Source organism: Rhodococcus sp. 27YEA6 (assembly GCF_044908235.1).
GTDB classification, from domain to species: domain Bacteria; phylum Actinomycetota; class Actinomycetes; order Mycobacteriales; family Mycobacteriaceae; genus Rhodococcus_F; species Rhodococcus_F qingshengii.
In genome coordinates, this window is record NZ_JBIYCY010000003.1 from 84,364 (window position 1) to 96,536 (window position 12,173).

Here is a 12,173-nt window from a genome sequence, read left to right on the forward strand (position 1 = left end):
CCCCACCCCACGTCCCCATCGTGTCGGTGAGATTCTGTCAGGTTCTCGGCAAGGACGGCAGGTGACACCGCCCTTTCGCCGACAGTCCGAAGTCGACGGTTTCAGGACTTTCCGTGGAAAGTCTCAACTCAAACTTCAGACCCGTCTGCGCTAAACGGGGGTCATGCGTGACAATGGGTTCGTGAACGAAGCCGATCAGCATGCACCGCAGACCCCTGACACGGGGCAGACGGACCACACCAAGGGGTCCCGTCTCCATCCGAGAGTGACCAGCTTTCGCTCTCGCCGGGGTGCGCTGACCGACGCACAGCAGCAGGCTTGGGACCGTCAGTGGCCGCTCATCGGCGCCGACGTCTCGGACACACCGCTCGATGCGAACGCCTGGTTCGGACGTGAAGCACCCCTGATCATCGAGATCGGTTCGGGTACCGGCACCGCGACGGCCGCAATGGCCAAGGCGGAACCGCACGTGAACCTGATCGCGATCGAGGTGTACCGCCCCGGGCTCGCGCAGCTTCTCCAGCAGGTCGAACGCGAAGAAATTCCCAACGTCCGCGTACTGCGCGGTGACGCGATGGACGTACTCGAGAACATGGTCGCCCCCGAGTCCCTGACGGGCGTCCGGGTGTTCTTCCCGGATCCGTGGCCCAAGGCCCGCCATCACAAGCGTCGCCTCCTGCAGGGGCCGACGTTCTCGCTGATCGCCAACCGCCTCAAGCCCGGCGGAGTCCTGCACGTGGCAACCGATCACGCCGAGTACGCCGAATGGATCGAAGAAGCCGGCAATGCCGAGCCGCTGCTGACCGCACTCGACTGGGAGTCTCCGATGACCCACGAGCGTCCGGTCACCAAGTTCGAGGACAAAGCCCATAAGGTCGGAAGTGCAATCACCGAGCTTATATGGGGGAAGATCAGAGCATGAGCGTCAGCGAACAGCTATCCGACGACGTGACGTCGTCGGAATCTCCTCTCGACTTCGGTCGTGACTCCCGCCACCCCAAGCGGGTGCTTCTGGTCTGGGACGCCCCTAACCTCGACATGGGCCTCGGCGCTATCCTCGGTGGCCGGCCTACCGCCGCCTACCGGCCACGATTCGACGCTTTGGGTCGTTGGCTGCTCTCTCGCACCGCCGAACTGTCCGCACAGAACAGCGGCACGCTCGAGCCTGAAGCGACCGTCTTCACCAACATCGCGTCCGGCAGCGCCGACGTCGTTCGTCCTTGGGTCGAAGCCTTGCGTAACGTAGGTTTCGCGGTGTTCGCCAAGCCGAAGGTCGATGAAGACAGCGATGTCGATTCGGACATGCTCGAGCACATCGCGCTCCGGTACGGCGAGGGCCTCGCCGGAATCATGGTCGCGTCCGCCGACGGCCAAGCGTTCCGCGAACCTCTCGAGGACATCGCAGCAACCGGTATCCCGGTCCAGGTTCTCGGGTTCCGTGAACACGCCAGCTGGGCTGTGTCGTCCGATATCTTGGACTTCGTCGATCTCGAGGACATCCCAGGTGTCTTCCGTGAGCCTCTGCCACGGGTAAGCCTGGACACCCTGCCCGACGAGGGCGCCTGGTTGCAGCCGTTCCGACCGCTTTCTGCCCTGCTCATCGGGCGAAAAAGTGTTGCCGAGTAGGAGTTGATCAGTGTTCGCCAGCTGGGGAAGCATCGTCTATCGAGCCCGCTTCACCGTCATCGCTGTCATGGTGGCGGGGCTCCTCGGGCTCGCTGCGTACGGCCTGAGCCTGCAGGATCATCTCAGCCAGAGCGGCTGGGACGATCCGGGGTCGGAATCGGTAGAGGCTGCCAAACTCGCTGACGGCACGTTCGGACGCAGCACGACGGGTGACGTTCTGGCGCTGTACACGGCGCCGGAGGGCAAGACCGTCGACGACCCCGAGTTCCAAGCGAAGGTCATCGACAATCTGCAGCGACTCGTCGCCGACAACCCCGACCAGATCATGAAGATCAACGGCTCGTACTTCAAGGTCGACAACGGTCTCTCGGTGGCGGCCCTGGCGGACAAGACCAAGCAACACGCGGTCACCAGCATCGCGATCGCCGGAGACAACGACACCGCGGTGTCCAACAACTTCCGCGACGTCGAGTCGCAGTTCTACATCGACGGCGTCGACGTGCAACTCGCCGGCCTGCAACCTGTCGCGAATTCGCTCAACGACACGATGGCCAACGACATCAAGCGCATGGAAATGCTCGCGATTCCTGCTGTCGGTGTCCTACTGTTCTTCGTCTTCGGTGGCGTCGTCGCTGCTGCCCTCCCGTTGATCGTCGGCGGTCTGACCGTCATCGGCGCCAACGGCATCATTCGACTGATCACCAACTTCACCGAGGTCAACGCGTTTGTTGCGCCCGTGGTTTCTCTGGTCGGCCTGGGTCTCGCGATCGACTACGGACTGTTCATCGTCAGCCGTTTCCGAGAAGAGATAGCCGAGGGGTACGACACCCCGACCGCTGTACGCCGAACAGTCATGACGGCGGGTAGAACGGTCATGTTCTCGGCGACCATGGTTGCCGTCAGCCTCGGCGGTCTGCTGTTGTTCCCGCAAGGCTTCCTCAAATCGGTGGCTTACGGCGCCATTGCTGCCGTCATGCTTGCCGCGATCTCGTCCATCACGATTCTTCCCGCGATTCTCGGCATTCTCGGCAAGCGGATCGACGCGCTGACCTTCAAGAAGCTGCGCCAGACCAAGACCAACGAGGAAATCGAGAACGGTTTCTGGGGCAAGCTCACCCGCTGGGTCATGCAGCATCCGCTCAAGGTCGCGGTCCCGATCGTCGCGGCTCTACTGCTGATGATCATTCCGCTGACGGGCATCAAGTTCGGCGGTATCAACGAGACGTACCTGCCCCCGGACAGCCCCACGCGTGTCGCGCAGGCGCAGTTCGACGAACTCTTCCCCGGCAATCGCACCGAGCCCGTTCGACTCGTCATCGAGGGAGCCGACAACACCACCCTCGGTCAGATTTCCAAGACCGCAAATGCTGCGCCGGGTCTGGTCGAGAAGTTCACCCCGGAGGTTGCGACGAAGGACGGTGTCAACGTCCTCAAGGCCGGTCTGACGGAGCGGAACGAAGCACGTCCCACCATCGACTATCTGCGGTCCGCGGACTGGCCCGAGGGCACAACTGTGCTGGTCGGCGGCACTCCGGCCATCGAGCAGGACAGCGTCGACGCATTGCTCGATCGTCTGCCGCTGATGGTCGTATCCGTCATCCTGCTGACGACCTTGCTGATGTTCTTGACGTTCGGCTCGCTCGTCCTGCCCATCAAGGCCGCATTGATGAGCGCGCTCGGACTGGGTTCGACGCTCGGAATCCTGACCTGGATCTTCATCGACGGGCACGGTTCCGGTCTGTTGAACTTCACACCGGGGCCGATCATGTCTCCCGTCCTGGTGTTGATCATCGCGATCGTCTACGGCCTGTCGACCGACTACGAAGTGTTCCTGCTCTCCCGCATGGTCGAAGCGCGAGCGCAGGGCGCGAGTACTACCGAATCCATCCGTATCGGCACGGCACATACCGGACGAATCATCACCGCTGCCGCACTGATTCTGATCGTGGTCACCGGCGCATTCGGCTTGTCCGATCTGGTGATGATGAAATACATCTCCTACGGCATGATCTCCGCGCTGATCATCGACGCGACTCTCATCCGAATGTTCCTGGTCCCCGCGACCATGAAACTGCTCGGCGACGACTGCTGGTGGGCTCCGGCCTGGATGAAGCGGATCCAGCAGAAGATCGGGCTGGGCGAGCCGATCCTCGACAACGAGCTGGTACTCGCGAACGTCCCGCAGATCGCGCCTGTCGGTGCGATCGCCGGACCGGGTCAGCCGCGCAAGATCGAAGCGGCCTCGCGGGTCATGCCGCCGCCTGCCCCGGCTGCACAGCCGGAAAGCGGACCTCGCGTTCCCGATCCTCTCACCGAGCCCATTCCACTCAGCGAAATGGCGATCAAGGCACCCAACACGGAGGCTCCCGCCGCGGAGAAGCCGGCACCGCGACGTCGTCTCGATATCGGGAGTGCAGCCAGCGCCCCCCAGAACCTGATCGAGGCACCTGTACCCAATCCCTCGTACCGGCCGCAACCGAATGCCAGCGACAAGCGCAGAAACCCCACGCCCGCTGCGCCGGCCGAGCGTCCCATCGAGAGTTGGTTGTCGGACCTGCGGGCCCGGGAACAGACTCCCCCGGCCTCACGTCCACTGCCGGTGGTCCGGACGCCTTCGCGGACAAACGGTTCGGCGACCAACGGTGCTGCCAGCAGCAGTTCAGGCTCCAACGGCGCGAGCCGGAACGGCTCCGCAAACGGTGCTACCAACGGCTCTGCAACAAACGGTTCAGCCCCGACCTCGGTGGAGGCGACCCCCCAGTCGCCGCCTCCACCGACCGCTCCGGAGCGTCGTAACGGGGTTTTCACGGATTCGCCTTCGCCTACCAACGAGCCCCGAGTCTCGGACGCCACCCCTGACGGCGACGACAACGCCACCGGCAGGCACCGGCCTGACGACGCAGGCGCCATCAGCGTGAGCGAGCTCATCGCTCGCCAGAAGCGAAGCTGACCTGCTCCTGCTCCTGCTTGGCGAAGGCTCGTGCATAACGTGTCCCGACCAGCAGGAGCAGCAAGCCGACCACCAGGAAGGCAACGCTGCGCACCAGCCCACTGAGTGTGGCCAGGTCGAAGAGGAACAGCTTTGCAACGGCCGCACAGGTGAGAGCAAGCCCGGCTCCGAGCAAGACGCGAGCGTGCTGGCGGTTGTTCAATCCGAGCACCAGCGCTGACGTGGCGGCAAGCATCCAGACGATGGTTGCAACGCTGTGCCCGGCAACGAAACCGGTTGCACTGTCGAAAATTTCGACGCCGGATGAGACGAGCGCGCACGTCACCGCGTAGAGGGCACCGAACCCTGCGCCCGCCCATAGAACCGCCGCGTTGGAATCGGCAATCAACTTCAGTCGGTGAATCGCCCAGACCAGCATCACCAGCGCGCCTATCGCCGTCAGGCTCGAGAGCGCCGTCATCGCACCGAGTTGCCTGGACGCGGCGCGAGCGGTCGTCAACGCTTCCGGCGGAACCGTCGTGAGGTATCCGATCGATCCGATTGCCGCAAAGACGGTTCCGAGGGCGAAGACGAAGCGCGAACCCGCATACAGCGAGACTCCGAGGAAGATCATTCCGACCGTGAGGATCAGCGGCACGACCAAAGATTCCGTCGCCCCGGAGAAGCAGCAGAGCAACAATGCGAGGGCGCCGGTTGCGCCCAGTCCGAATCGCAGTTGCGTCGGCAAAGGCTTGGCCGCCGCTGCAGCCGAAAGAAGTAGTGCCGCAGCAATTCCGTACAGCACTGCGGATTCGGTGCGCCCGAGCACGGCTCCGACGCTCATCAGCGGAAGGGACGAGACAACAAAGGTAGCGGTGGACCACGCCCCTGCAATGCCGTCACGCGAGGGCGAACCCGTGCACTGCATAACCATCGCGCAGCCGGCCCCCACGATTGCAACCACGCCGGCACTGATCACCAATTGCACTGCACTGTTACCGGATTCGTCGAAGATGGACTCCGACGCTATCGCTGCGAGCAGTGCGAGAACCACCGGTACGGTGCGCGCCATGCCCAGGTACTTCCAGTCACGACCGATCTGGGCGGAGATTGTCGCCGACTGGATCGCGAAGAGGAAACCGATGAGGGTCAACGATATTCCCGACGTCAATACGGGAGCCAGCAGCGCTGCTCCCAGAACGATCATGAGCGCCAGCGATTCGGAATCCCACTTCACGGCGAGGGCAACGCCGGCGGCGGCGATTCCGAAGGCAATCACCACCGCGAGCGGCGTCGTCACCCAACCGTAGAGAACGGAGGCTGCGACGACATCGAGATACATCCCTGCAAAACCTGTGGCAGCCAGGGCAATTGCCCCCACTTTGCCCCCTGGCCGTCCGTGGACCCGCACCCCGGCAAACACCAAGGCGCCGGAAAGGAGCGCACCGCCGAGCACCCGCAGCGGAGGTCCGAAGAATCCGGCCTGCGCTGCAAGTACCAGCAGCATCACGACGCCGATCAGTGTGACGGCAACACCGGCCGCGGCCAGGAGTCGACTGATGACACCGTCGCGTTGCCACCAGGGCTGGCGAGGTGCGGCAACCGGATACGTCGGCGGCTGCCACGCGGGCACGCTCTGCTGAGAACGCATTGGCGGCATCTGCGGCACCTGTGGCACCGGAGCTGCGGGTGCCGGGACTACCGCCATGGGCGGGGTCGCAGTAGCCGAGGCCAGCTGAGTCTGCAGGATCGACAGGTTCTGGCCCATGTGACGCAACTGCCGGCCGATGCTGTCGCACTCGGCCGAGAGGGCGGTCACCAGTCGCGGATCGACGGCGGAAGAGCTCGGTGTGGTCATGGCTTCGAGCTTGCTGCGTGGCCGAACCGATCAGATGAGTAGTACTACTCGATCAGCCTGGGGACTTCTCGTACTCAACTGAGGACACCTTCGACTGACAGCACCCTCGACTGACTGCATCATCGACTGACAGGGCACTAACGCCGAGGTGCCGCGTTCCGCAATCGTTCGGACAGAAGCCGACCCGAAGTGTGAAGCGGAGCGGGATCCTGACGCGCCCGAGCAAGGACCAGCGCGCCCTCGAGTGCGGACAGAGCGAGAATTGCCTCGGACTCGGCGTCTTCGCGGGACCAACCGTCTGCCTCGAGGCGCTGAGCCAGCAGTGCGAGCCACGAGTTGTACCCGTCCGCGCAAGCACCGCGGATGACCTCGGATTCGGTTGCGGCATCCAGTGTTGTCGTAGCCAGGGCGCATCCACGTTCGTAGTCCGAATCCGACAAACGCGCAGCCAATGCGGCGGCGAATGCCGAGATCGCGGTGGCTGCATCGGGTGAGCTCTCCAGCAGGTGCCGGATGAAATCGGCCATTGCCTCGCCACGTCGCCTCAGAGCCTCGCCTGCGAGTTCTTCCTTGCCGCCGGGAAAGTGAAAGTACAAGGAACCTTTGGTAGTCGCACTAGCCGAGAGAACTTCCGACACCCCCGTTCCGGCGTAGCCCTTCCGCTGCAACAAATCGGCAGCGGCATCGACCAACAAATCCCTCGTAGACATACGTTCAATATACCGATCAGTACACATATCGACAACACTTGAAGTGCATAAATTGTCAAAACCTTGCATCACTAGACCGATTGGTACATGATTCGGGAATCAACAAACCGGAGCGCGGTCAACGACGCTCACGACGACGAAGGACTGAATCGATGTCACCGAATTCCCCGAACAACACCACCACGACCGTCCTCGGACCGGACGAAGACCTCGCCGGGACCCTCGCGGCCACCGGCGTCCGGATGATGGTTCGTAACAAACAAACCGAGGGAGGTTTCTCTCTTGTACAACACCGCATCGCTCCGCATTCGATGACCTCACCGGTCCATCGCCACAGCCGGGAAGACGAGTACACGGTGGTTCAAAGTGGCCGCGTCGCAGCGATGGTCGGAGACGAGGTCGTCTACGCGGAGACCGGCGCCATGATCTTCAAACCGCGTGGCCAGTGGCACGCCGTGTGGAATCCCGACGACGCTCCAGCACGGATTCTCGAAATCATCACGCCCGGAGGGATGGAAGACCTGTTCGAACTGATGCCGAAACTACTGGCCGAAGCAGGTTCCGCCGCGGAATCGGTTGCAGCGCGGGTAGAAGCAGACTTCGGGATCGAATTCGATCTCGTTGCCACCGCCGAGATCGCACAGACACACGGTGTGGGATTCGGCATCGAAAGTCACTGACCGACTGTCAGCACCTACCGATCGAAGGAAAATTCATGCTTGTACTCACCGGAGCAGAAGACCTCAGCGCCAACCTGAACCAAGAGCTGGGCGTCAGCGACTGGCACGATGTCACCCAGGAGTCCATCGACGAGTTCGCCCGGGTCACCGGCGACGATCAGTGGATTCACGTCGATGTGGATCGCGCGAAGGAGTCGCCGTTCGGCGGAACCATCGCGCACGGCAACTACACGCTCTCACTCGGCCCCAAGTTCTCGTACGCAATGTTCTCGCTCGAAGGTTTTGCGTTTGCTCTCAACTGCGGATTCGACAAGGTCAGGTTGCCCGCTCCGCTTCCGGTCGGCTCTCGTGTCCGCATGCGCGCGACGTTGAGCAAAGTCGAACCGATCAACGGCGGTGTCCAGATCACGGTGACGCAGACGTTCGAACGAGAACACGGTGACAAGCCCGTGTGCGTCGCCGAGATGTTGACCCGCGCGTATCACTGAAAGGTCAGGAGCCGAACATCTTTCGGATCGTGGTACCGAAGGGATGCTTCGCGGTGACACTGCCGAATCGCACCTTGCCGTGCACCACCAGATGCAGCGGGCCCATCTGTGGGCCGGAACGAACCTTGTTCGACGCGCTTCCCCCGACTGCCTCGACACCGTTCATGTCCACCGTCGCCTCTTCGGGAACGATCAGTGAAATCGAGCTGGCGTAGTCGTCGATCGAGATGTTCACGACCTGCGTCTGCATCACCGCGCGCGTGAAATCGATAGTCACACTGGACATTCTGGTGTCGACCACGACAGCTGGTGGAACGATCCAGGCACCGTTCCGCGTCACCGTCGCCATTCGTCCACGGATCACGGCAGCATTTGCCGCTCCGTAAGTACCTACAACCGGAGCCCCGACGGGAGCGCGGTAAGGCGGGCTCGGATGAACCGGCGGCGGTTGGGGTTGGTACGTCGGCGCCGGGTAGGGCTGGCCTTGGTACATCGGCTGACCCGCATTGGGATACGCGGGTGGGTCGTAGTCGGAGATCAGTGTGATGCCCGGAAGATCGGCGAGAACCGAGTTGAGCTCACCTCGTGTCTTTGCGGCCAAGGCAGTGTCCATGCGCTCGGTGAACTCACCGAGCGAGAGCATCCCTTGACCGACAGCTTTCTGCAGCAGCTCGCCGACATGCTCTCGTTCGGCATCGGATACGCGTAGATTCCTGGCCTCCATGATTTCCAGGATAAACGTTATTCGAGACCTTGTTCTATCGCGTATCGCGTGAGCTCGACGCGATTGGCCAACTGAAGCTTCCGAAGCGTTGCCTGCACATGGTTTTCGACGGTCCGGTGGCTGAGCGAGAGCCTCGTGGCGATCTGTTTTGCGCTCAGCCCCTTGGCGACAAGACGGAGCACTTCGGTCTCACGGTCGGTGAGCCGAGGCAGCTCGGGTGCGCGATCGTCGGCCGGTGCCGTCGACATCCGGCGGTACTCACCGAGCACCAATCCGGCGAGGCCGGGGGTGAAGACGGCTTGTCCGTCGAAAGTCGCTCGCACGGCCTCGAGCAGTTCCGCCACCGAAGCACTCTTGACCAGGTAACCCGACGCTCCGGCTTTGACCGCGTCGAGGACGTCGTCACGTTCGGCAGAGGCCGAAAGCACCAGTACCTTGCTCTTCGGCGAAACCTCGAGAACTGCGGTGGTGGCGTCGGCACCGTTTCCGTCCGGCAGGTTCATGTCCATCAGAACCACCGCCGGTTGCACGGCGGCGGCCCGGCGGCGCGCACTCTCGACACCCTCCGCCGTGGCGCTCACGGTGAAGCCGGCAGCTTCGAGGTCCCGGGAGACACCGTCGCGCCACATCGGGTGATCGTCGACGACCATCACCGTCACCGGATTCTCGCCATGTTCGTCAGCCGCGCTCACTTTTCCCCTTCGGAACGTTGATCTCCCATTCGGTGCCCTCCCCCGGCCCGGTTTGCAGGACTGCAGTGCCGCCGAGCACCTGCACTCGGCCGAGAATGGACTTCGATACTCCCATGCGGCCTTCGGCTTCGGCCTGCGCCAAGCGACCCTCGGGGATTCCGACGCCGTCGTCGCGGATGCTGACGATCACCTCGTCCGGCAAATCTTCGAGCAATACGTATGCCTTCGCCGCGGGCCCGGCGTGCAGCCCGACATTGGACAGAGCATTGTCGACGATGGCTGCCAGTTCGATGGCTCGATCACGCTCGATCACGACGGGGTGCGCGGGCGTCGACACCGACACCGACGTGCTTGCCTGCGTGGTCAGCAGCGGACACAGATCCACTGTCTGTCCGCCGACGTCTGCCGCGGCGCCCGAAACCTGCTCGGAGATCAGCATTCTCAAGGCGACCTCCTGCTCACCGGCCAGAGCAGCCAGTTCAGCTGCCTCGCCGCCGAGTGCCGCACCTCGCCTGCGCACCATCGCCAGCACCTGCAGAACGCCGTCGTGTACTTCGCGTGCCAAACGCTCGCGCTCTTCGGTGGCCGCCGCCAGACGGACGGCTTGCTCGAGTTGTCGATGCGAGCGCCGAGCGGTGGTGGTGGCCAAGCCCAACGCCAGGCCGACCGATACGAGCACGGGAGCCGTCGCATCGCGCCAGAGGTCCAGGTTGACCTGGTCGCGGATGATCGCGCTGGCCGCCGAGATGACAACTCCGGACGCCATACCGAGCCACGGCCCGCCGAGAATTGCCGCGGAGATGACCGCGTTGGTGGCCCACAGCGTGGTGGGCAGCGTCTGGTGATTCTGATACCACTCGTGGTCGGAGACCAGCCTCGTCGACGCCATCAGCAAGATGACGACCACCTGATCGGCGATCACCACCTGATACCGCGGCAGCTTCTTCCCGAACAAAGCACCGGATGTCCCGAGCAACAGTGCCGACACCCCGGTCCACACGGCCATCAGAGCGACGAAGAACCAGCTGAGCCGAGAGTTGGTGTAGTCGGAGGCCGAGGCGAACTGGTAGCTGATCGCGTACACCAGCGTGACGAGCCGAAATGCCTGCGCCGCCCGCCACAGCGGGGCATCAGGGTCGGTGTCGACGCCCGACGCCTCGCGAACGGTCGGCTGATAGTGCAGCCGACGACGGCGGGTGGGCTCAGTCATCGGGAGGAGTGGGGTTCACGATGCGAGGCTCGGCGCGCGGCTCGTCGGGTTCGGCGGGGAACAGTGGGGTTTCCGGATCTTCGACGTGCAGTTCGGCGTACGCGATGTCCGGGTCGTCGGCGAGGAGGGAACGAATAGCGGTATTCAGGACCGCGACGATCGGAACAGCCAAGAGCCCGCCGACGATTCCAGCGAGAACGATGCCCGTTGTAATGGCGAGAACGACTGCCAGCGGATGCAGGCGAACAGCGCGACCCAACAACAGCGGTTGCATCACGTGCGCTTCGAGCTGCATGACGCCGATGATGATGCCGAGGACAATCAGCGCCGTCAGGAAACCCTTCGTGACCAGAGCGACAAGCACCGCGAGAAAACCGGTCAGAAATGCACCGACGATCGGAATGAACGCGCCGATGAACACCAACGACGCCAGCGGCAGGGCGAGCGGCACCCCGAGGATCGCCAGGCCGGCACCGATACCGATCGCGTCGGCGGCGGCAACCGCGACCGTGGCGCGCACGTAGCCGATCAGCGACCCGAAACCTGCAGAACCGGCGATCCGTACGCGACGACGCGCGTCGGTGGGAACTATCCGGGTGACGAACTGCCAGATCTGATCGCCGCCGTAGAGGAAGAAGATGAGAGTGAACAGCGTCAGCAATGCCCCGGTGAAGATCTCGCCGATGACTGTCGCCGTGGTCAAAGCGCCGCTGGTCAGGGACTCACGATTGGATTGCACCGACTTGACGACCGAATCACCTGCCTGGCGGATCTGATCCTCGCTGAAGTGCAGCGGACCGCTGGTGAGCCAGTTCTGAATTTGCGTGACGCTGGCCGTGAACTGGTCGGTGAGCTGGGGCAACCCGTCGATGAACTGCTCGACGACAAACGTCATGATTCCCGCGACCAGCCCGATCGAGGCAAGCAGAACGACGATGACGGCTGCCGAGCGGGGAACACCCCACACCTGTAGCCGATCGACAATCGGGATCAGCAGAGCTGATGCCAGCAGAGCCAGCCCCACCGGGATGAGCACGGTTTCGAGGCGGAGTACGACGTACCCGAGAACCAACAGTCCGGCGAAGATCACAATGAGACGCCACGACCATTCCGCAGCGATGCGCACGCCGGGATGCACCGCCCGAGCGTCGGCGGAGATGGGTTTGTTCATCCTCGATGCTCGCTCCGCACGCCCCCTGTTTGCGTTCACATCGCGAGCCTAACCGGCCCGGCCGACACAGGTGAGCGGACGAATA

11 protein-coding genes are annotated in these 12,173 nt (G+C 63.2%); 5 read left to right on the top strand and 6 right to left on the bottom strand.

Annotation, left to right across the window (positions count from 1 at the left end; all coding sequences use genetic code 11):
• The first annotated feature begins 163 nt into the window (after nt 1-163).
• From trmB to ABH939_RS10765, 3 genes are read left to right on the top strand one after another with little or no spacing between them, the layout of a single operon-like run.
• Nucleotides 164-922, top strand: coding sequence for a tRNA (guanosine(46)-N7)-methyltransferase TrmB (gene trmB / locus ABH939_RS10755; protein ID WP_007734493.1), 759 nt, complete (start codon nt 164-166; stop codon nt 920-922).
• A complete protein-coding gene (locus ABH939_RS10760) occupies nt 919-1,626 on the top strand; it encodes an NYN domain-containing protein (protein WP_003945733.1) in 708 nt (235 codons plus the stop codon). The genes trmB and ABH939_RS10760 overlap by 4 nt, the downstream gene beginning before the upstream one ends.
• 10 nt (nt 1,627-1,636) lie before the next feature.
• Nucleotides 1,637-4,576, top strand: a complete 2,940-nt coding sequence (locus ABH939_RS10765; RefSeq protein ID WP_007734492.1) for an MMPL family transporter — start codon at nt 1,637-1,639, stop codon at nt 4,574-4,576.
• Here ABH939_RS10765 and ABH939_RS10770 read toward each other — a convergent pair.
• The gene (locus ABH939_RS10770) at nt 4,551-6,413 is read right to left on the bottom strand and encodes a DUF2339 domain-containing protein (protein ID WP_404649609.1); all 1,863 of its coding nucleotides are present in this window, start codon (nt 6,411-6,413) and stop codon (nt 4,551-4,553) included. The genes ABH939_RS10765 and ABH939_RS10770 overlap by 26 nt on opposite strands.
• Nucleotides 6,414-6,550: 137 nt before the next feature.
• Nucleotides 6,551-7,123, bottom strand: a complete 573-nt coding sequence (locus ABH939_RS10775; protein ID WP_404649610.1) for a TetR family transcriptional regulator — start codon at nt 7,121-7,123, stop codon at nt 6,551-6,553.
• A 152-nt stretch (nt 7,124-7,275) separates the two neighbouring features.
• Between ABH939_RS10775 and ABH939_RS10780 the strand changes: the two genes are divergently transcribed.
• Nucleotides 7,276-7,803: a cupin domain-containing protein gene (locus ABH939_RS10780; protein WP_007734488.1), complete on the top strand. Its 528-nt coding sequence runs from the start codon at nt 7,276-7,278 to the stop codon at nt 7,801-7,803.
• A gap of 35 nt (nt 7,804-7,838) precedes the next feature.
• Nucleotides 7,839-8,291 carry a MaoC family dehydratase gene (locus ABH939_RS10785; protein ID WP_003945664.1) on the top strand — a complete coding sequence of 151 codons (453 nt, stop codon included), beginning with the start codon at nt 7,839-7,841 and terminating at the stop codon, nt 8,289-8,291.
• A 4-nt stretch (nt 8,292-8,295) separates the two neighbouring features.
• Here the strand turns inward: ABH939_RS10785 and ABH939_RS10790 are convergent, their stop codons facing one another.
• The 4 genes from ABH939_RS10790 to ABH939_RS10805 are packed head-to-tail and all read right to left on the bottom strand — an operon-like array spanning nt 8,296 to nt 12,088.
• Nucleotides 8,296-9,015: a DUF1707 domain-containing protein gene (locus ABH939_RS10790; protein ID WP_007734485.1), complete on the bottom strand. Its 720-nt coding sequence runs from the start codon at nt 9,013-9,015 to the stop codon at nt 8,296-8,298.
• 17 nt (nt 9,016-9,032) lie between these two features.
• Nucleotides 9,033-9,665, bottom strand: coding sequence for a response regulator transcription factor (locus ABH939_RS10795; protein WP_047269712.1), 633 nt, complete (start codon nt 9,663-9,665; stop codon nt 9,033-9,035).
• 28 nt (nt 9,666-9,693) lie between these two features.
• The gene (gene macS / locus ABH939_RS10800) at nt 9,694-10,917 is read right to left on the bottom strand and encodes a MacS family sensor histidine kinase (protein WP_007734482.1); all 1,224 of its coding nucleotides are present in this window, start codon (nt 10,915-10,917) and stop codon (nt 9,694-9,696) included.
• Nucleotides 10,910-12,088, bottom strand: coding sequence for an AI-2E family transporter (locus ABH939_RS10805; RefSeq protein ID WP_007734480.1), 1,179 nt, complete (start codon nt 12,086-12,088; stop codon nt 10,910-10,912). The genes macS and ABH939_RS10805 overlap by 8 nt, the downstream gene beginning before the upstream one ends.
• Between the last annotated feature and the right edge of the window lie 85 nt (nt 12,089-12,173).

What these genes read in the sequence shown, in the direction of transcription:
- trmB (WP_007734493.1), top strand. Translation starts at nt 164, where the DNA reads ATGCGTGACAATGGGTTCGTGAACGAAGCCGATCAGCATGCACCGCAG.
- ABH939_RS10760 (WP_003945733.1), top strand. Translation starts at nt 919, where the DNA reads ATGAGCGTCAGCGAACAGCTATCCGACGACGTGACGTCGTCGGAATCT.
- ABH939_RS10770 (WP_404649609.1), bottom strand. Translation starts at nt 6,413, where the DNA reads ATGACCACACCGAGCTCTTCCGCCGTCGATCCGCGACTGGTGACCGCC.
- ABH939_RS10775 (WP_404649610.1), bottom strand. Translation starts at nt 7,123, where the DNA reads ATGTCTACGAGGGATTTGTTGGTCGATGCCGCTGCCGATTTGTTGCAG.
- ABH939_RS10780 (WP_007734488.1), top strand. Translation starts at nt 7,276, where the DNA reads ATGTCACCGAATTCCCCGAACAACACCACCACGACCGTCCTCGGACCG.
- ABH939_RS10785 (WP_003945664.1), top strand. Translation starts at nt 7,839, where the DNA reads ATGCTTGTACTCACCGGAGCAGAAGACCTCAGCGCCAACCTGAACCAA.
- ABH939_RS10790 (WP_007734485.1), bottom strand. Translation starts at nt 9,015, where the DNA reads ATGGAGGCCAGGAATCTACGCGTATCCGATGCCGAACGAGAGCATGTC.
- ABH939_RS10795 (WP_047269712.1), bottom strand. Translation starts at nt 9,665, where the DNA reads ATGGTCGTCGACGATCACCCGATGTGGCGCGACGGTGTCTCCCGGGAC.
- macS (WP_007734482.1), bottom strand. Translation starts at nt 10,917, where the DNA reads ATGACTGAGCCCACCCGCCGTCGTCGGCTGCACTATCAGCCGACCGTT.
- ABH939_RS10805 (WP_007734480.1), bottom strand. Translation starts at nt 12,088, where the DNA reads ATGAACAAACCCATCTCCGCCGACGCTCGGGCGGTGCATCCCGGCGTG.